The organism is Psychrobacter halodurans, from assembly GCF_017498075.1.
GTDB classification, from domain to species: domain Bacteria; phylum Pseudomonadota; class Gammaproteobacteria; order Pseudomonadales; family Moraxellaceae; genus Psychrobacter; species Psychrobacter celer.
The window spans coordinates 214,738-235,540 of sequence record NZ_JAGBKN010000001.1; the positions used below are offsets into that span (position 1 = coordinate 214,738).

A 20,803-nucleotide genomic window follows, 5' to 3' on the forward strand; every position below is an offset into this window, starting at 1 on the left:
GGCGTCACATAGATGCACAGCGATGATAAAAAAGGCCATTATTGAATAATAGGTAGATTTTTATGGCGTTAATAGTACAAAAATATGGCGGCACCTCGATGGGCAGTATCGACCGCATAAAAAACGTCGCCAAACGAGTCAAACGCTGGCATGATAACGGTCACCAAGTGGTCGTCGTGGTCTCAGCCATGAGCGGCGAAACCAACCGTTTGATCGACTTGGCACGCCAAATCAGTACCCAACCTGACCCACGTGAATACGACCAAATGGTCTCAACAGGTGAGCAAGTCTCCATCTCATTGCTTGCGATGGCGCTAAAAGAGCTGGGCGTGGGGGCGCGCTCATTGACGGGTCGCCAAGTGGCGATCAAAACCGATAACGCGTATAACAAAGCCCGTATCGAGAGCATCGATGACGCAAACATCCGCGAACAGCTCGATGCTGGCAATGTCGTCATCGTCGCAGGCTTTCAGGGTATCGACGCAGAAGGCAACGCCACCACCCTAGGCCGCGGCGGCTCTGACACCACCGGCGTGGCGATTGCAGCAGCACTAGGCGCTGATGAGTGTCAAATCTATACCGACGTCGATGGCGTCTATACCACCGATCCACGCGTGACCTCGAAAGCCAAAAAGCTTGAAAAAATTACCTTTGAAGAAATGCTTGAGATGGCAAGCCTTGGCTCCAAAATCCTACAGATTCGTTCGGTAGAGTTTGCTGGTAAATATGGCGTGCCGCTGCGTGTGCTATCTAGCTTTGATGAAAATACTGACGGTAGCTTTGACCAAGAATTTCAAGACAATGTCGGCACCCTAATTACGATAGACGAAGGAGACAGTATGGAACAGGCAATCATCTCAGGTATCGCCTTTAACCGAGACGAAGCAAAAATTGTAGTGCGCGGCGTACCTGATCACCCTGGTATTGCCTCTGCTATTTTAAGCCCGATTGGACGTGCCAATATCGAAATCGATATGATTGTACAAAACCTATCGGATCAAGGCACCACTGACTTCACCTTTACCGTTAACCGTACTGACTTAGACAAAGCCATGAAAGTGCTAAACGACGAGGTCAAAGACGACATCGGTGCCAAAGAAATTTTGGGTAACAGTGAAGTGGTCAAAGTATCTTTGGTCGGTGTGGGCATGCGCTCACACGCAGGGGTTGCCAGCTTGATGTTCCAAACCTTGGCCGAGCACAACATCAACATTCAGATGATCTCGACCAGTGAAATCAAAGTCTCTGTCTTGATTCAAGATCAGCATCTAGAAAAAGCGGTCAAATCATTGCATACAGCGTTCGGTCTAGACCGCGACGATGGCGATAGTAAAATCGCTGGGCTATAATTTATAATTGATATCACCATTATTGATGAAACTGTCATTGATTTTAAACCATTAAACCTATCAACTTAGCATCAACGGTTATCAATTAAATCAGTATCAATTACTTTGTCTAATATACTTAATAAAATAGGGTCTTTTTAGATCCTATTTTTATTTTTTATTATTACTAGGCTGCGTATTTACCCAATAGTTTTGTGAAAACCCGTGACAGTAACTGTTATGCCCCCTATAATGGGGGTTTCATTTGGGCTAAATGAATCTACCTATCATCGCCGTTATTGGCACAATCATTATGTTGTGATCAACACATGGTTTGTTTTGTGCTGCGGCGATGTCCTGCAATCGAGAAGTAATCTGATGAGTAATAATCTGTTGATGCGACATAAGGAGTGTGACGCATGTTAATTTTGACACGCCGCGTGGGCGAAACGCTAATGATTGGCGATGAGGTCAGTGTGACTGTCCTTGGTGTCAAAGGCAATCAAGTACGTATCGGTGTAAACGCACCCAAAGATATTGCCGTACACCGCGAAGAGATCTACCAACGTATTCAGCATGAGCGTTCTGTACAGTCGCAAATGCAGCATCTTGAGCAAGGCAACTTTGCGCCTTCATTTGATGACGAAGACTATTTTAATCGTTGAACCATAAAACTGAACGATTAATCACGAATAATCATTGAGCATCTAGTAGAAGTGTGTTTTTATAAATACGCTGTGTTTTTAGAAGTACTGTCGTTTTTATAATTATATAATCTAATAGGTTTATTTTTTAATCTGCTCTGAGGTCATTTATTTATGAGTATCCGCCAATCAGATGTATCGGCCCTACTTAATGGTTTGGACAAAAAAGCCATTGGATTCAATGATGTCATCAGTTTTATTGATGATTTTTATCGTTATGCGCCAGCGCCTTTTGTCAACGGTATGGTACATAATGCTGCTGGTGAAAACGAAGGCAGTGCCAAGATTTTTGGGTTTGCCAAGCATCATGGCCTAAACCAATTAGACACGCTAAAACTGTTTGGCGAGCATTATGCCAAAGTCCTAGCGACGCCTAACGGCACAGATCATGCCAATATTCGCAACTTTTTACATTGGGGCTGGCAAGGGTTTTTGATGCAAAAAAACCCACTAACGGTTCGCCCTAGTGTGGATACCACTGCACTTTAGAACCTAATCTATCAAACCAAAAAAAGCCACGCTCATGAGCGTGGCTTTTTGCTGTGTGCCCTCTCAGTCAACTCAATACGAAGATAACTTCAATACGCAATCAACTGAGGGCTTATATTGTTTATTACGGTTTGTTTATTGCTTATTGCGAAACTTCACAGGCTGTACCGCGCCTTTGGGATTGGGCATGTTTGGATAGTGATGCTCATGCTCAACATCACACTCTGCCCCAACGACTGAGCCATCGTCTTTTACTGGCTTATGAATATAGCCGGTACGCTCAGCTGGCGGCAGATGCTCGTGTTCCCATACCATCACCGCTTGCATGCAGGTCTCGCGCTGCTCCGCGCTGAGCTTACGACCATCTGGCCATTTACCCAGCTCAATCGCCATACGAAACTTGTCGACCACCTCTGGCGTCAAACTCGCTAATATCGTTTTTTTATCCATCGTGCCTACTCTCACTATGTCTGACTGTGTTTTTTACCATCTAAGATATTTGTGTCTTAAAAACGCTTATTCATCGTCTATGATATCATCATCGACATCCAGACTGAATTCTTCAGCATGGACGTTCCAGTGTAGCTTGGTGCGACATGCCTCATAAAAATCAAAACCTGGCGGGTGCAGTAGCGTCAATTTGTCGGGGTGCTTACGGATATATAGGCGCTGCTCTTGATCTAAGGGTACGCTTGGCTTGCCATCTGCGCTCACCATCGGCTGGGTGCGGTTGTCTTCATGTATGCGAATACACACCTCACTGTTTCCGCTCACCACAATCGGCCTGCTCGAGAGCGTATGAGGATGCATGGGCACCAGACAAATGGCATCCATACTTGGATGGATGATAGGCCCACCGCCTGATAGCGCGTAGGCTGTGGAGCCGGTTGGCGTCGCCGCGATCAAGCCATCACTATGCTGCCGATAGACATCTTGACCATCGATTTTCATCTGAAAATCGATCATATGGACTGACTTACCGGCATGCAGCACCACGTCGTTGAGTGCCATGTCTTCATGAATGATGTTGCGCCCTTCTCGTATCTCCATGGTCAATAAAAACCGATGATCCAGCTGATAATTACCCATCAGTACTTGGCGCAGTTTAAAGGCCGCCTCGTCCGGCTTGACGTCCGCCAAAAACCCAAGGCGACCGCGGTTGACCCCAAGGACAGGCACACGGTAGCGTGCCAACGCCTCGGCCGCATGCAGGATAGAGCCATCCCCACCGACGACGATGACCAAATCACAAATCTCGCCGATCAAGCTGCGTTTGACGATTTTGACTTTTTCTATTTCGGTAAGGTTTAACGTCGGTAAATTGGCGGTTTGCACATCCATGATCAACGTCAAGTTCATGTCATTGATGGTTTGGGCAATTTGCACCAGACTTTGGGTCACACTGCGCTTGCCGGCACGCCCCATGAGGCCAATACGCCGAAAAGCTGGGTTTTTGATGGCGTGAAACAGCTCTGATTCGTGTAAATGTGGCAATCTTGCAGACTGCGCTGAGTTTTCCATAAAAAGACTCGGTATAACGGTAAAATACCAGCTCATGATAGCGATAAATACGTGCTTAGACTAGCATGTTTATGCATTATCGTTGTTAACAGTCGTAATCGACCCCAGATAAAAACCAGCGCACGCTACCACTAAATGAGTTTGTAGACGTGCTTGTTTGGCTACCAAAATGCCGCCACCGCTGGGTGTAGATCAGCGCTTTATAACGCCGCGCAGCCTTGCTTTTCATCACGCAAACACAGTTGACAATGATGGCGGTTTTGCTAAAGTAGCTGACATTACTATTTTTATATTTAATTAAGGACATATGTATGGCCAATCCTATTGTCAGTCGCGCAGAGCTTGCGATCGGCGGCAACCCAATGACGGTCAAGGGCGTGATTCAAAAGACCAGTCTGCTACTCGGGTTATCTGCCATCACTGGTGTGGGTTTTTTCTTTTATGCACTGATGGCAGGCCTATCACAAGGCTTTATCACGATGGCCGCCATGGTAAGTATGTTTGCCGCGTTTGGTCTTGCCATTTTTATCACCTTTAAACCACAAAAAGCCAAGACGTTTGCGGTCCCTTATGCTCTGTTAGAGGGTGTGTTTTTGGGCGGTATCTCGCTGTTTTTTATGCGCATGTACCCAAGCGTGCCGGTCACGGCGATGTGTGCGACGTTTGTGACGGCAGCGGTGATGCTGGGGCTATACCGCTCAGGGCTGGTAAAGGTCACTGAAAAGTTCCGCTCTATCGTCACCTCAGCGGTCATTGCCATTATGCTTGTCTATGTCGCGCAGTGGGTGTTGTCGTTGGTATTTGGCTCGACCTTGCCTTTCTTGTTTGAGGGCGGCGCTATCGCTATTGGTTTTAGCTTATTTGTCATCGTCATTGCTTCTTTTACCTTGCTACTAGACTTCGATAATATCGATCGCGGTGTGGCAATGGGCGTATCAGAGGATTACGAGTGGCTATTTAGTATCGGCATTCTTGCCACGCTAGTCTGGATGTACATTGAGTTTATGCGCTTATTAAGCTACCTACAAGACTAAATGATACATACCGCTATCACCGTGAACAAAAACCGCCTTGGCTAAGGCGGTTTTTTTATGCATAAGCTGATAGAGTCCCAGTGACTCGGTGGCAGCTACGCGCGTTTTAGACGCAGGGCGTTTAACACCACAAACAAAGAGCTAAGCGACATGCCAATGGCCGCTAACCATGGCGGTACATAACCGAGCGCCGCTGGTATCAGTACACTGCCATTATAAATAAGTGCCCAGCGAAAGTTTTGTTTGATGATGCGTTCGGTTTTATCAGCGATACGCTTGGCTGCGGTAATGGCTTCGATTTGACCATCCAAAACAATACTATCACTTGATACCTGTGCTAAGTCTGCCGCGCCTGCTATCGAGGTTGACACATCGGCAGCAGCAAGCACTGGCGCATCATTGATGCCATCTCCGACCATCAGCACCACCGCCCCTTGTGCCTGTAGGCTTTGGATATGATCGACCTTATCTGTCGGCGACAAACCATTGTAGGCGGCCTGCATGCCCAAACTCTCAGCCATACGCAGCGCTTGCGGGCTTGGGTCACCTGTCAGCATGACGGATTCGATACCCAAATCCTTTAACGCATCGAGCATCGGCTTGGCACTATCACGCACTTTGTCATTAAAATAAAAGCAGGCCAACGCTTGCCATGACGCGCCCACACTTTGCTGACAAGACAACACCACCGCCGAGCTTGCTCGCGCAGCCACCAAGTCAATGTGTCGCCCATGATCTGTACTGTCTAAGGCAAAATCCACATGGCCAATACGATAGCGTACATCATCAATCACCGCCTCGACGCCGCCTGCAGGATAGTACTGCAACAACTGAGTGGTAGGCAAATGCAACTGATACGCTGCGGTCAACAGCGCATGGGCAATCGGGTGACGGCTACCGACTTCTAAGGCGGCAGCTATCGCCAGCACTTTGTCTTTTTGCTCAGCGCGCGTCTGCCCTGCTTGCGCGCTGTCTGGTAACAGAGTCATCAGCTCAATATTTAATAAGTTGGGCTTGCCGTACGTCAGGGTACCTGTTTTATCAAACGCCACATGAGTAATCTCTGCAAGCGTCTGTAGCGTATGTCCACGCGTGGTCAAAAACCCATAGCTTGCCAAACGGTTGGTCGAAACCGTCAAGGCAATGGGCGTGGCCAAAGACAATGCGCAAGGACAAGTCGCCACTAACACCGCAACCGTTGCCCAAATCGCTTGGCTAGGATCGACGATATACCAGCCGACAAACACCAATACCGACAGTACTAAGATACGCGCCACAAACCAGCGTGCCAGCTTATCCGCTTGCTGAGCCAGTTTGGGTTTTTCGCTCATGGCGCGGTTCATCAGTCTATCGATCAAGCCGATTTGACTGTCTTTTGGCAAGGCGGTAATCAACATCTCAAAAGGCTGACTGTCGTTTTGTGCGCCGCCAACGATATAGTCGCCTTGCGTTTTGAGAATCAAATCGCCCTCACCGGTCAACAAACTCTGCGAGACGGTGGCTGTCTGACTGAGCAATATCCCATCACTGATGATCTCAGAGCCTGCCTCTACCAAAATAATATCGCCCACTTGCAAGCTATGCGCAGTGACCATCTGCTTGTCTTCTATATCGTACGCAGCGTTTGCGCGCTGTGCTTGCCACGCTTGCGCGATGCGCACTGTCATCTGCTGCAGACTGGTATCCATACTTTGGGTAAAGTCCGCGATGGCGTCTGATGCGTCGCCTGTGTCTTTTTGGGCCGCTGCTGCGCTCGCGTCACCAAGTTTAGCAGCACTCGAGGGATTTTTCGCGCCATCTTGTATCGAGGGGCTTTGCTCAAAATGCTGTAATATCTGTGCAGCGGCATCCTTGTTTTCAGCAATTTTTTGTACCAATACCGGCTCAACCACCACCAAGTCATTGGCCATGGTCGCCGCTTTTAGGCGAGCATTATGCTCGATATAACGCCCCGCCAATAAAAAGAAAATAAACATACTGACCGAATCATAGTATGTCTCGCCTTGTCCAGTGACGGTGGCGTACAGACTGGCAAAAAAAGTGACAACCAGTGCGATACTGACGGGCACATCCATATTCACCTGACGGGCGCGAATCGCAGACCATGCCGAGGTAAAAAACGGAATACCTGCATAAAAGAAAACCGGCGTACTGACAAACAACGACACCCAGCGCAAAAAATCACGCTGAAATATCAGCATATCGCTGTATTCCCCAAAATAAATCGCAACGGCATACATCATCGCTTGCATCGAGCCCAGCGCTGCAATACCCAAGCGCAGGAGCATTTGATTGTTATGACGTGCCAGCATCGCCTCGTGAGTATCTTGACGGTATGGCTTGGCTTCGTAGCCGATCTCGTTGATGACTGCCAAAATACGGCTGATCGGTAGGCGGCTTTCATTCCAGATCACACGCATGCGCTGGTTGGTCAAGTTGACTTGGCATTTGCTAATGCCCTCTAGCTCATCTAAGCGCGACTCAATCAGCCAAGTACAGGCGGCGCAGCGCAGGTTGTTGACCGACAGCTCAGCCACCGACATACCGTCTTGTGCGTAGACAAATTGTGACTTGATCTCTTCATGATCATAGGCTTCAAGACGCGTCAGCTGCGTAGGTAGGCTGGCAGTGCGGTTGATCTCTGAGCGGTCCAAATAATACTGCTCAAGCCCAGCCTCTACGATGCTCTCAGAGGCAAGCTGACACCCCATACAGCACATTTCACGCGATTGCCCCAATATCTCAGTATAAAATGGCGGCTCAGGTACAGGGTCTCCGCAGTGAAAACAGTGGCCTGCAAGAGGCAATACCAAACCTTCGGTGATAGAGCTATCTTCATAGCGTTGACTGGTAGATGCCGTTTGTGATGGAACACTAGACATAATCGCCCTTATTTCCTTTAGACAGGTTTGCTCGAACCTTATTTGCTTTAAATTTGCGTTACATAAACTGACTAGGTCGTGTCTGCATTGTAACAATGCTAATAAAAATGAGATCAATGATCTGTTCAACACTGCCATCGAATACTGTCATCGAACACTATCGCCAAACAACGAAAGAGCGCAGATGATACCGAGATAATGGTGAGCTATCTGATGCCATATGACAATGTTTAGCCACATTTAGCCCATTTAAATGACTATCGATTACATACCGATTGAGCTGAGGACACGCCCTAGCATTGACGATGCGAAACAGGATTAAAATAGCTGTTTTAACCCATGCTTTGCTCATATAAGTAGGCCACGCTGCCGCGGATTCATAAAAATTACATCATGGTCGACTAGACAAACTGCTATCGTGTGTTAGCAGCTGACATGCTCTTTAGACTGCCCGTAAAATTCTGCTGGTGACGAGAGTATGACCTGTATCAGCTTGGAATCTATTAGCTTAGAATCTATCAACTTAGAATCACTGTGCAGTTTGACTATCGATTATACTATAAGCAGCTCCCTCAAGCAGCGGTAACTACTGACCGCTAAATACCCATGAATACTGTCGTTGACGATGATAGATTGAAAAAGTTGTCAATTTGCGTCATTATGAGGCAGTTTTTTTATCCCAAAACGGTGCGACATCAGTGCAAAAATCCAATTTTAAGCGTTCTACTACTTTGCCTCAGTCTTCTAGACCTGCTATCGGCACGCTGCCTTCACAGCAGCGTGGTATCGTCTTTAGTAGTCTGATTTTACTTGTTATCATCGCAGGCATGGTGTTGTTGGCGCTCTATTTGATCAAACTTGATCGCACTATTACTCATAAGTTTGAGGGTAAGCGCTGGGACATTCCAGCCAAAGTCTACTCGCAGCCGCTTGAGCTATATCAAGGGGCAAATGTCGATCGCGAAACGATGAAGACTTGGCTTGAGCTGCTCAATTATCAAAGCAACAAATCCTATGATCGCACAGGGACTTATCACCGCTCGGGCAATACTTATTTTATTCACACGCGCGGCTTTACCTACAGTGCCAATGACAAAGACGCCGAGCAAGTCATTAAAATGACCATCTCAGGCAATAAGATTGCGTCTATTCAAAGCACACTGCCGGCCAAAAGTGGCATCATTCGTTTGGAGCCAGTAAATATCGGCGGTATCTATCCAGACAGCAACGAAGATCGCTTGGTGGTGTCGTTAGATGAGGTGCCGCAGCCATTGATTGATGCGCTGATTGCCACCGAAGATCGGGCGTTTTATGAGCATAAAGGGGTCTCGATACGCGGTATCGCGCGCGCCGTGCTCAATAACTTCTCTGGCGGCTCAATGCAAGGCGGCTCGACCATCACCCAGCAGCTTATCAAAAACTTTTATCTCAACTCAGATCGCACGCTTAAACGTAAGGCCAACGAAGCATTGATGGCGGTTTTATTGGAGCTGCACTACAGCAAAGATGAGATTTTGCAGACGTATCTTAATGAGATTTATTTGGGTCAAAACGGCAACCGTTCTATTAACGGTTTTGGGTTGGCATCACAGTTTTATTTTGACAAACCCCTAAAAGAGCTGCGTATAGATCAGCAAGCCATGCTGGTCGGTATGGCAAAAGGCCCTAGTATCTATAATCCGCGCCGTCATCCAAACGACTCAAAAGCGCGCCGTGACGTCGTGCTAAACAACATGCTGGCGATGGGTACTTTGAGCCAAGAAGACTACGAAAAAGCTTTGGAACAGCCGCTGGGCGTGGTGGATAAGCCAGTTGAAGGCAAAAGCCAATTCCCCGACTTTTTAGATATCGTCAAGCGTGAGCTAAATACTGTTTATTATTCTGACGATCTCAAAAACGAAGGTCTGATCATCATCAGTACCTTAGACCCTATTGCTCAGTTGGCCGCTGACAAAGCGGTCGATAAAAAACTGAGCGAGCTGCGCCGTAATAGTAGCAAAACCAAAGATCTGCAAGGTGCGCTGGTCAGTGCCAACCCTGAAACAGGTGAGCTGGTCTCTGTGGTGGGCAGTGGCAGTGAGTTTACAGGCTTTAACCGTGCTGTCGATGCCAAACGTCAGGTCGGCTCTTTATTAAAACCAGTCATTTATATGACCGCGCTCGAAAGTGGCCGCTATAACTTGGCAAGTCCAGTAGATGATTCGCCGATTACCGTCACCCTAGGCGATGGCACCAAGTGGAACCCCAAAAACTACTCAAACCGTGATCATGGCTATGTCCCCTTGACCACCGCTCTCGCCAAGTCTTATAACCAAAGCACGGTACGTTTGGGCATGGAGTTTGGTGTCGACACCTTTGCCAGACAGTTGCGTCGTCTGGGTGTACAAGAAAAAATCCCGCCTTACCCTTCAGCATTATTGGGTTCTGTCAATCTAAGCCCCATGGATATGCTCGGTGTTTATCAAGTCTTTGCCACCGGCGGCTTTCGTACGCCCATTCATAGTATTCGTACGGTGATCGACAATCGTGGCCGGATTTTGCAGCGTACGGGGCTAAACACGCAGCGCAGCATCCCGCCTGAGACCAACTTTTTGACCAATTATGCCCTACAACAAGTGGTGTCAAACGGTACGGCCAGACGCGCCCAGTCGCTGGGTAGTCATTTAAATCTGGCGGGCAAGACGGGTACGACCAATAACTATCGCGACGCCTGGTTTGCCGGCTATAGTGGCAACTACGTCAGCGTGGTATGGGTTGGCCGTGATGACAACAAACCTATCGGCTTAAGCGGTGGTACTGGCGCACTACCCGTTTGGATTGACTACATGAAACGCCTGAAGCTGACGCCCGTGGCGCTACCGGAGCCTGAAGGCATCGAGTGGCTCTGGCTAGAAAACAACTCAGGCAAACTCTCTAATGAGCGCTGTGCCGATGCACGCTATTTGCCTGTCTTATCCGCGCACCTACCAAAAGAAGCCAGTGCCTGCGCCCTTGGATTATACCAGCAAGAGCGAGCGCGTGAGCAGCTACAATGGCAAAGCCAGCAAGGCGTCATCAATCAACAACGTCGCCGCGAAGGCTTGGAGATTCCAAATGGCGAAGCGGTCGATTCTGATAATGATGAGGATCAAGCTGACAGCAATGATGCACAAAGTCGTGCAGATACATGGTATGACCGCGCTGTTGAATGGTTTTAACATTTTGGTAATTTATAAAGAGGCTCTCTATGCTGTCATTGATCAAACACACTGTCTTAGGTAACCATCGCCTGATGCCAACCTCTGTAAAAACCACATTGAGTACCGTTAAGTCCACACGCCGTTTGGTTTTTTCTGGCGCTGTGATAGGTATGCTGAGTTTGAGCGCTTGTCAAACGGTACCCAGCACGCCTGCTGATGCGCCTACTTCAGCTAAACAGACGCCATCAGGAGCATCAGGCACCGCCAGCCCCGCGCGACATGACACGACCTATCCGGTGACACAAGCCCCCATTGTCAAACAAGACAGCACAGGCAGCGCTGGTGCTTACCCAAATGACGGCACTTCTGAGTCAGCAAACCCACTGACAAAAGATACGCCGCAGACCCACCTACCCAGTCAAGATCCCATCGTCAGTCAGCCAGATGTGGTCATTCTTACGCCTTCTCGTGAAGACTATATGATCTCTGAGCCTGCAGCACCCTCACACAATGAGCTGCTAGAGCGCGCTAGAAAAAACTCACAACAACGCGGCCAGAGTACCACCAGCAATAACAGCGACCTGCCTGCATTTCGCAATCTGATGCAAGCGGGTATCAGTCAGCTCAAAGCTGGCAGCCTGACCAATGCCGAAAACAGTTTTACCCGCGCCCAGCGCTTGGCACCCAGATCCTCTGCCGTCTATTTTTATTTGGCACAAGTTGCGCTAAAAAAGAACCAACCACGTAAAGCAGAAGCCATGGCACGCCGCGGCCTTAGCGTGTCGCAAGACGCCAGTCGTAGACGTGCGCTATGGCAAGTCATCCTGCAATCAGGGCAAGCTCAGGGCAATGGCCGAGTGATTAACGAAGCAAAACGAGCACTGCGTTAATCCGGCGTCAACGTATGACCTCAGCAGCTAAAAGCACACGCGTAAAATATCGCGAATGAGGTAAAGCCCACCTATCTCAATGGATATCAAGTAGCCATCGTAGCAATACATGAGCTGCTTTTTCACTACTGTTTCTTGTTAAAATACGTATTTATTTTTCTCACTTTTTTCTTTTATTTAAGGGTATCGTTATGGCATGGCAACAACTACATTTACAATGCGAAAAGGCAAACGTTGATTTGGCCGAAGCGCTGCTATTAGAAGCAGGCGCGCTCTCAATCGCGCTCGATGACGCAGGCGATCAACCTTTATTTGAGCCTCTGCCTGGTGAGTCGCCGCTTTGGGACGAGGTTATTTTGACTGGGCTCTTTGATGCGAGCACTGATGACGGCAGTCGGCAGGCCGTCGAGCAGCTAAGCCACGAAATCGCCGCACAAGTACAAGCCAGCCGCATTTGGCTGACCGCTGTCGACGATAAAGACTGGGAACGCGAATGGATGAGCAACTACCAGCCGATAGAATGCGCTAACGATCTTTGGATTGTGCCCAACTGGCTTACGCCGCCGAGCCCTGAAGCGACCAACATCATTATGGACCCAGGTTTGGCGTTTGGTACTGGCTATCATGCCACCACGCGTTTATGCCTCGACTGGCTCACAGAGCAAGACCTAACAGACAAGGTAGTGATTGATTATGGCTGCGGCTCAGGTATTTTGGGCATCGCCGCCTTGCTGCTAGGCGCACGAAAAGTCTACGCTGTCGATATCGATCCACAAGCAGTGCTGGCCACCAATCAAAATGCAGAGCGCAACCAAGTTGGTGATCGTCTGCAAGCATTTTTGCCAGAAGCATTTAATGAATACTGTGCTGAGCATGAGGTTGTGCCAGTCGAAGTACTGGTCGCCAATATTTTGGCAAAACCCCTGATCGGCTTAGCCCCGTACTTTGCTACATTGGTCAAACCCAGCAGCCGTATCGTACTGGCAGGCTTGATTGAATCGCAAACCGACGATGTCGTCGCCGCCTATCAGCCTTACTTTGCTATGGATCCTAAGCATGCTTTTACTGACCAAGAAGACCAGCACTGGCAACGATTATCTGGTACATTTACAGGCTAGCAACATTTAATTACATCTGTTACGATAGAGGGCAGTCAAATGTTATGTGTTTGACGCCACTCTGTCCTTGCCCATGATTCATACATGAGATATTTTGTTAATGCGCAGTATATACCCCATAGGCAGCTGTTGGTGAGTGGAAAAGCGGTATTGATCACCATACTTTTTTGGACTCGACCCTATGACCACGCCCATAAAAACTCAGTGCCCCCATTGTCACGCTTGCTCTAAAGTACAACAAACCCAATTGAACAAAGTAAACGCCACTGTCAACTGCGAGCAGTGTCATCAGAGCTTCTTAGTCAACCAGCACCTCATCGTCACCGCCGACACTGCCCCCAGCCCTCACGCTGCGACCGATACTGCCACTTCTACAGCAAACAAAGCCGCGGCTCACAATGAGCTTATTCACGACGATTTGATTCATGATGACCTGATTGATGACGACCTCATCCACGATGAGCTGATTCATGATGACATGGATATAGGGGAGTCAGAAACCGACTTATTAGAGTACGATTCGCTCGACAGTATGGATGCATGGCTGACACAGGCGAGTCATCGCAACCATACCTCCAACCAGCAGCCATCTGCAGCGCAGACAAGCCCGGACTCATCGGCACAAGCAGCGCTAAGCTCTGCCGCCGCCAATGATATTCATGCCAATGTCGATGACAATGCGGACAATGCTTGGCTTGAGGCGTTGTTGAAAGAAGAAAGCCAAAACACACACAAAACACCAGACAACACCGACCTATCACAAATCTTACAAAAAATGGGCGTGCCGTTTAGTGACGAAGAAAAAAGCCAAAACGCTCGTGTAAAAGAGGCGCAAGCAAGGTTTTCACCAACGCCTGCGCGGCGCTCAGTGGCATCATTACTATGGACCCTTGGTTGCTTGGTATTGGCGCTGCTCTTATTGGCGCAATATGTCATCTTTAATATAGACACCTTGGTCAAAGACCCTGCCCACGCCGAGCGCCTACACCGCATCTGCTCCGTTGCCGTTTGTAGCTTGCCTAGTGCGGACCTAACAGCATTGAGCATTAGTCACATTACTCACCAAAAAAGCCGTATCAATACCACAGGCGCGTTTAGCGATGTCAGTGCCGCCCTTTATAATCAAAGCACCAAAGCGCAGCTCTATCCGAGCGTAAAGGTCAGTGTGTACGGCAAAGATACTATAATTGGTGAGTTTATCGCAGCGCCAGCAGATTACTTATTAAGCAAGCAAAAACAACTCGCCGCCAATAGTCAGCAGCAGTTATTGTTTACCATCCCTGTGGCCAATACTCAGATTCGCGACGTTCAGATAACGCCTTTGTATTAAGACCTGTGTTTATCAAATGGTTAAGGTATGTTTTAGCTACGCTGACAGATACTACGAAAAATAACGCTTCATTGAGCGACTTGATGGTCATGTATTTGATAACTGGGTATCGGATATAACCTCGAATCTATCAGCGCCAAAGGCCATTAATTTGATATAATACCCTGATATCTGATGGTTTGATTTTCTCTAACCCAAGGACTTTATCTTATGGCACCTCATGCACAGCATAATGCCCACCATTTTGCTACCAGCTCTGAGCATCCTGCCGACTACTCCAAACCCCATACCGACACTGCTCATGAGCCACTGCGTGTACATGTTGAGCGTGTGGTGCGCCAGTACTTTGCCTTGTTAGGTGATGAGGTGCCAACCGACTTATACGAGCTGATTTTAAGACAAGTTGAAGAACCGCTACTGTCGGTCGTCCTCGAACAAACGCGCGGCAATCAAACCAGATGCGCCCAAATCCTCGGGCTAAATCGCGGTACACTACGCAAAAAACTCAAAACTTATGACTTAATGTAGCATCAGCTATATGCGCCTATCTATTTTGATTGACAATCATTATGCAGGGCAATTGAGCGGTGATGATCTCAGTTTTTTTGAGGTTATCTGCCACCATTGTCGTTATCATCTTGCCAGACGTTGATGTCGGGCTTTTTTATGGAAGTTTTTTTATGAGTACAACCCCACTCGCCTTATTATCAGTCTCTGATAAATCCAATATCGTTGAATTTGCTCAAGGTCTCATCAAGGCAGGCTTTAGTTTGTTATCTACTGGCGGTACGTATCGGCTACTCACCGAAAATGGCGTCGCTGTGACCGAGGTATCAGACTATACTGGCTTTCCTGAGATGATGGACGGCCGCGTCAAGACACTACATCCTAAAATCCATGGCGGTATCTTAGGTCGCCGCGGGACTGATGATGGCGTCATGAGTGACCATCAAATCGAGCGTATTGATCTGGTGGTGGTAAATTTATATCCATTTGCGCAAACCATCGCGCGCGCCGATGTGACCATGGCTGATGCTATCGAAAACATCGATATCGGCGGCCCTACTATGGTACGGGCAGCAGCAAAAAACCATGTCCATGTCGGTATCGTCACGGACCCTGCTGACTATGAGCGCGTCCTTACCGCTCTCGGTGACAGCACTGAGCTGACTTCGGCGCTGCGTTATGACTTAGCGGTCAAAGCTTTTGAGCATACCGCACAGTATGACGGTATGATTGCCAACTTCTTGGGCAGCCGCCTCAGCCCCACGCAGGAGCCAGAAAACTTCCCACGCACCTTTAACGTGCAGCTCGAAAAAGCACAAGACTTACGTTATGGTGAAAACCCGCATCAAAACGCCGCTTTTTATGTCGAAAACCACCCATTAAAGAGCCAGCAAGCCTCTATCGCGACCGCCACACAGTTGCAAGGCAAAGCGCTGTCGTATAATAATATCGCCGATACAGATGCCGCACTGGAGTGTGTCAAAGCCTTTAGCGCGCCTGCTTGTGTGATCGTCAAACACGCCAACCCTTGCGGCGTGGCTGTGGATCAAGACCAAGTTGCTGCATACCAAACGGCCTTTAGTACCGACCCTGAGTCTTCTTTTGGTGGCATCATTGCCTTTAACCGTCCCTTGACGCTAGCCGCGGCTAAAGCCATCATTGATAATCAGTTCGTCGAAGTCATCATCGCACCAAGTATCGAAGAAGGCGTCCTCGATATCACCGCCAGCAAGAAAAACGTCCGCGTCTTGGTATGCGGCGAGCTGCCAGCACCAGACCAACGCGACGCTCAGCTTGATTATAAGCGCGTCAATGGTGGCCTACTCGTACAAGAACAAGACCTTGGCTTAATCACTGCCAATGATCTAAAAATTGTCACCGACGTACAGCCAACAGAGGCGCAGATTGCAGACTTGCTATTTAGCTGGAACGTCGCAAAATATGTCAAATCAAACGCCATCGTCTATGCCAAAGCTCAGCGCACCATCGGTGTTGGTGCCGGTCAAATGAGCCGTGTCAACTCAGCCCGTATCGCCGCCATCAAAGCTGAACACGCAGGACTTGCCACCGAAGGCGCCGTTATGGCCTCAGATGCCTTCTTCCCATTCCGTGATGGCATCGATAATGCAGCGGATGTCGGCATCTCTGCTATCATTCAGCCGGGTGGCTCGATGCGCGATGACGAAACCATCGCAGCGGCCAATGAGCATGGTATCGCCATGGTGTTCACAGGTATGCGTCATTTCCGCCACTAGTCTTTTGTAACTGAGCCGGCGCGCATGAGGCGGGTCGGTTTTGATTGCTAAATTACAGATTAAAAAAAGCCACTGTCTTTGATACAGTGGCTTTTTTACGTCTTTATGTGCGAGCGATTATCGTCATTTAAGCCATTTAAGATGACTCAATTATCGATATTTAACGATTTTTATTTAACGACCCTGCGCGTTGGCCATGTTGGTGTCGTTAATCTCAACCTGATACACCATCCGCAGATACTCTAAGTAATCTTGCAGTTGATCTTGGCCTAAATTATCACGAATAATAGCCGCCGTTTGTGCTCTTTGCACATCAGATAATGGTGATTGCTGCTCCGTTTTGATGCGGTCACCGACCAACAAGCTGGCACCCACTTCCGTCTCGCCTGCGATGGCTACCACAGCGTTATCATCAGCTTGCTGGCTAAAGGCCATACCACGCTCTTTTTCGGTCAATTGTGTCGTTTGACGATTGATCTGACCGAGCGCTTGCAGTGTTACAGGCTGCTTGCTGATATCTGCTGGCGCTTTGATACCAGCAGCGATGGCTTTGGCTTCTTTTAGGGCCAATGCTGTGGCTTTTTGGCGACGTAGTATCTGCGTAATTTTTGGCGTCGCCGCTGACAAAGACAAGGTTTTAGTAGGACGATAATTGCTCGGTTGTACCCACACCTTGCTGTTACCTACTTCGATACCTGCGGTTACTGCCTGATCTTGAATGGTAAATTCATCAAAGGCTTGTTTTAGCACAGCTGGCTGTGACAGGACCGATTGGTTATTTTCTTTACGGTAGTCTTTGATGCGTTTTAGTGGGACGTTTTCTTGCTGAGCAATATCTTCGATACTAAAACCATCAGCCGCCAAATCATTAATGGCCGTGACTTTATCGGCATAAATCTCTTGACGCTTGTACTCTTTTGCTTTCGCCGTTAGCTCATCGCGCATGCTCTCCAGACTTGGCACCTTGCTACCATTATCTTCGGTCACTGTAAATATCTGATAGCCAAAGCTGGTTTTGATGGGTGCGGTGACATCCCCAACACTTAGGCCCTCAAGCGCTTTTTCGACCGCAGCAGCATCGCTACCAAACACCGAGGTATTCAGACGACCGATATCGCCGCCGTTCTCTCCTGACGGATCATCGGACTCGGCTTTGGCAAGCGCGGCAAACGACTCACCTTTGTCTAAACGTGCCTGAATTTTTTCAGCACGCGCCTTGGCGTTGTCACCTGTGAGGAGTATTTGGCTGATTCTACGCTCGTCTACCACCGCTTGGCTTTGCTTATACGCTTCATACTGCTGCTGGAGATCCGCTTTAGTGACCTCATCAACCTGAATGGCTTGCGGGTCTAGTTGAATATAAGCCAAATCCACCATCGCGGCACTTTTTAGTGTGTCTTTATTGGCATCATAATAAGCTTGGATGTCGCTTTTGCTGACCTCGACTTGATCGGCATAGTCTTGCCAATTAAACCGATGGAGCCAGATGTTGCGCGACTCCATTTGCAAATCAATCAATTGACTAACCGCTTGCATCGGATAAGTCGCAGTCCCGACGATACTGGCATTGAGCTGATCGAGGCTTAACTGATTGCGAAACTCAGCAAACAGTTGGTTTTTTGTCATACCGCGATTGCGCAAAAAGTTTGCAAACTGCTCATTAGAAAAATTGCCGTCCGCATCCTTAAATACTTCTTCTTGACGCAGTAAACGGTTGATGGTGTCATCAGAGACCGTCATTCCAAGCTTGCCTGCCTGCTGCTCTAACAATGTGCGATCTATAAGGCCTTTTAGCACCTGCTCGTGTAGCACATCCTCATTTAATAGGCTGGCATCATCAACTTGCTCTAAAATTTCGGTACGACGGTTATTTACCGCAGCTTGATACTCAGACAGCCCCACGCTTGCCTCACCTACCTGAGCGACTTGGTTTGGGTCGACACTACCGCCAAAGTAGCTTTCGACACCCAATAGCGCAAGCGGTGACAGGCATAAAATCAATAAAATGCGACCTGGCCAGCTTTTTAAAAAATCGCGCAATTTATCCATAGTTATCTCTGCTTTATTAACCTATGTTGATGAAAAACCATTGTAATATGATGCCTATCGACGCTGTGGTAACGATGCTATCTAAGCCGGCAATGGTATGAGTAAGGGCGTGTGCGTTTTGGTGCAAAACCAAGAGATATCAATCAATCTTGATTTAGACAATGCATCTACAGCGCGCCCTATGATACGTGATTTTTAAGACAGACTCAAAATATTCATGATGTCTGATACAAACTATCGCAATAAAAAAAGCACCTAAATATTAGGTGCTTTTTGCTATTTGGCTCATGACTTAAATAATAAGCAAATCCATGAGCGACCTTCTATCTTTTTACGGCCTACAGACACTGCATTTATACGTATCTTGTATCCAATTTTAGTCTCTGCCTAATAGGTAGCCGTGGTTTTATAGTGGTCTATACCTTATATAGTCTTAAAAAATACTATCTTAATAAAGGCTTAGTTTAAGCGCTCTTTTAAGTTTTTACCAGCTTTAAAGCTTGGTACTTTGCTTGCTGGGATGTTTAGCTCTTCACCAGTTTTAGGGTTACGGCCAGTACGTGCTTTGCGGTCTTTTACGCTAAAAGTACCAAAACCAACCAAAGAGATGCTGTCGCCAGCTTCTAAAGCTTCACCAACACTTTCCATAACAGCGTTTAGTGCATCGCCAGCTTGGGTTTTGTTCAGACCACTTTTTTCTGCGATGCTATCAATCAATTCTGACTTATTCATAAAATTTCCTTCAAGTTTAAGGGGGATAATACACGCTCACGCCAGGTATTGTAACGCTCTCATAGCACTTAAGCAATAAAAACTACCTGACTTGCGTATTAACAGGTTTCGCTTTGTTATCGTCTTTATATCAAGGCCGCATAAGGAGCGCAAGCGATTTTACATATTTTTGTGCCGCTTACTACGTATTTGACACTCAATGTTACGCAAAACCCCTGCAATTTTTTATCAACTCACTACTTTACCTTAGGCAGCTTGACTACCCAGTGTTTTGTCCAGTAAATTGCTCTCATTATAGTATTTGAACCTATCCTTAGCTTAAAAATACTAATGAGTCATCAACAAGCCACTACTGGCTCTAAGACAACAGGCAGCCAAAGCCGAAAATAGCACAAAAAATATCGACTTATCAATACACTTGACATAAAGGGTACCAGGAGTCAGAAACTTGCGTTACTTTTTACTATAAAGACGTTACTATAAGCAAAATATAATCGCATATTTTGGCTGTATCTTGATTTTTAAGTTGTTTTTTATTGATCAAATCCTCATTTTACGACACGTTACTAAAATAACCACGGATTATCTACATGAAGCGTTCTACGTTATCTCACTCTTTTCTCAATATCTTTTTGGTGTTCATCGAGTCAGCATTGACCTTACTGTTACGCCTAGATCCTGAATTACGTAAAGCAGCTTATCCTTTAGCCAAGCAAGGTACTGTCGTCGCGCTGCGCTTGTACCTTCCCCATGTAGAAGTTTTTGCCACCTTTAGTACCAAAGGCGTGTTATTAGACGCGCAATTGCCGATAGGCCGTAGCGAGCCTGATGTCGTCATCAATGCCTATAGTATCCAAGTCATCAACGCCATCACCACTCACGACAGCGAAAGCACTGAAAAGCTACAAATGCGCGGGGAGTCAGTGCAAGTACAGTTGGTCAAGCAATTTATCATGCAATTGGGTCTAGGCAGCCTCATCCAAGGACTGGTGAAAAAGTTCAAAGGTGGTAAAGGCAAATCTAAGCCCACTGAAGCGGAGATGGCAGAAAAAAAAGAAAACTACAAACTGCGTATCAAAGAGCAGCAAACGCAAATCAACACCTTAACCATCAAAAACCGCGAGCTTGAAACCACGGTCAAAGAGCTACAAAGCAAACAAAAAACACTGACAATTGTGACTGTCGTCGCCCTGCTTGTCATGATTGGCGCGATTATCGCATTATTAATAAATTAAACGAGTCCACTAAACGAAGCAATAAAATCGACAGGTATCATTGAGAAGTCT

At 47.6% G+C, this 20,803-nt stretch carries 16 protein-coding genes and 1 pseudogene; 11 read left to right on the plus strand and 6 right to left on the minus strand.

The features are described 5' to 3' along the window. Window positions 1-62 precede the first annotated feature (62 nt). From J3491_RS00855 to J3491_RS00865, 3 genes and pseudogenes are all read left to right on the plus strand, one after another. Window positions 63-1,349: an aspartate kinase gene (locus tag J3491_RS00855; RefSeq protein ID WP_207968888.1), complete on the plus strand. Its 1,287-nt coding sequence runs from the start codon at window positions 63-65 to the stop codon at window positions 1,347-1,349. A gap of 398 nt (window positions 1,350-1,747) precedes the next feature. After that, window positions 1,748-1,915: pseudogene (gene csrA, locus J3491_RS00860) on the plus strand (carbon storage regulator CsrA); the annotation flags it as partial. A 231-nt stretch (window positions 1,916-2,146) separates the two neighbouring features. After that, a complete protein-coding gene (locus J3491_RS00865; RefSeq protein ID WP_075101716.1) occupies window positions 2,147-2,521 on the plus strand; it encodes a HopJ type III effector protein in 375 nt (124 codons plus the stop codon). A 135-nt stretch (window positions 2,522-2,656) separates the two neighbouring features. Here the strand turns inward: J3491_RS00865 and J3491_RS00870 are convergent, their stop codons facing one another. The 3 genes from J3491_RS00870 to J3491_RS00880 all read right to left on the minus strand — a co-directional run bounded on the left by J3491_RS00870 (window position 2,657) and on the right by J3491_RS00880 (window position 4,349). Further along, window positions 2,657-2,971: a YeaC family protein gene (locus J3491_RS00870; RefSeq protein ID WP_207968889.1), complete on the minus strand. Its 315-nt coding sequence runs from the start codon at window positions 2,969-2,971 to the stop codon at window positions 2,657-2,659. Between the two features lie 66 nt (window positions 2,972-3,037). Further along, complete coding sequence (locus J3491_RS00875) at window positions 3,038-4,042, minus strand: NAD(+) kinase (protein ID WP_075102645.1); 1,005 nt, start codon at window positions 4,040-4,042, stop codon at window positions 3,038-3,040. A gap of 85 nt (window positions 4,043-4,127) precedes the next feature. Next, window positions 4,128-4,349 (minus strand): hypothetical protein, encoded by a 222-nt coding sequence (locus J3491_RS00880; protein WP_075102646.1) that lies wholly within the window; start codon window positions 4,347-4,349, stop codon window positions 4,128-4,130. A gap of 4 nt (window positions 4,350-4,353) precedes the next feature. Here J3491_RS00880 and J3491_RS00885 point away from each other — a divergent pair, with 4 nt between their 5' ends. Beyond that, window positions 4,354-5,076, plus strand: a complete 723-nt coding sequence (locus J3491_RS00885; protein WP_075102647.1) for a Bax inhibitor-1/YccA family protein — start codon at window positions 4,354-4,356, stop codon at window positions 5,074-5,076. A gap of 95 nt (window positions 5,077-5,171) precedes the next feature. On the opposite strand, the gene J3491_RS00890 is transcribed toward J3491_RS00885, so the two are convergent. Next, a complete protein-coding gene (locus J3491_RS00890; protein ID WP_207968890.1) occupies window positions 5,172-7,958 on the minus strand; it encodes a heavy metal translocating P-type ATPase in 2,787 nt (928 codons plus the stop codon). Window positions 7,959-8,656: 698 nt separating this feature from the next. Between J3491_RS00890 and mrcB the strand changes: the two genes are divergently transcribed. From mrcB to purH, 6 genes are all read left to right on the plus strand, one after another. Beyond that, window positions 8,657-11,155 carry a penicillin-binding protein 1B gene (gene mrcB, locus J3491_RS00895; RefSeq protein ID WP_207968891.1) on the plus strand — a complete coding sequence of 833 codons (2,499 nt, stop codon included), beginning with the start codon at window positions 8,657-8,659 and terminating at the stop codon, window positions 11,153-11,155. Between the two features lie 29 nt (window positions 11,156-11,184). Beyond that, entirely contained in the window at window positions 11,185-12,027 is an 843-nt protein-coding gene (locus J3491_RS00900) for a tetratricopeptide repeat protein (protein WP_243456000.1), read from the plus strand. A gap of 191 nt (window positions 12,028-12,218) precedes the next feature. Next, on the plus strand, window positions 12,219-13,145 hold the full coding sequence (gene prmA / locus J3491_RS00905) for a 50S ribosomal protein L11 methyltransferase (RefSeq protein ID WP_105243799.1): 927 nt from the start codon (window positions 12,219-12,221) through the stop codon (window positions 13,143-13,145). A gap of 181 nt (window positions 13,146-13,326) precedes the next feature. Next, window positions 13,327-14,475: a DUF3426 domain-containing protein gene (locus J3491_RS00910; protein WP_207968892.1), complete on the plus strand. Its 1,149-nt coding sequence runs from the start codon at window positions 13,327-13,329 to the stop codon at window positions 14,473-14,475. Between the two features lie 210 nt (window positions 14,476-14,685). Then, complete coding sequence (gene fis, locus J3491_RS00915) at window positions 14,686-15,003, plus strand: DNA-binding transcriptional regulator Fis (protein WP_105243801.1); 318 nt, start codon at window positions 14,686-14,688, stop codon at window positions 15,001-15,003. 152 nt (window positions 15,004-15,155) lie between these two features. After that, window positions 15,156-16,736 (plus strand): bifunctional phosphoribosylaminoimidazolecarboxamide formyltransferase/IMP cyclohydrolase, encoded by a 1,581-nt coding sequence (gene purH / locus J3491_RS00920; protein WP_207968893.1) that lies wholly within the window; start codon window positions 15,156-15,158, stop codon window positions 16,734-16,736. Between the two features lie 174 nt (window positions 16,737-16,910). Here the strand turns inward: purH and J3491_RS00925 are convergent, their stop codons facing one another. Then, window positions 16,911-18,785 carry a SurA N-terminal domain-containing protein gene (locus J3491_RS00925; protein ID WP_207968894.1) on the minus strand — a complete coding sequence of 625 codons (1,875 nt, stop codon included), beginning with the start codon at window positions 18,783-18,785 and terminating at the stop codon, window positions 16,911-16,913. Between the two features lie 459 nt (window positions 18,786-19,244). After that, a complete protein-coding gene (locus J3491_RS00930; RefSeq protein ID WP_075100718.1) occupies window positions 19,245-19,517 on the minus strand; it encodes an HU family DNA-binding protein in 273 nt (90 codons plus the stop codon). 590 nt (window positions 19,518-20,107) lie between these two features. Between J3491_RS00930 and J3491_RS00935 the strand changes: the two genes are divergently transcribed. Further along, entirely contained in the window at window positions 20,108-20,752 is a 645-nt protein-coding gene (locus J3491_RS00935; protein WP_075100717.1) for a hypothetical protein, read from the plus strand. The last annotated feature ends 51 nt before the right edge of the window (window positions 20,753-20,803 follow it).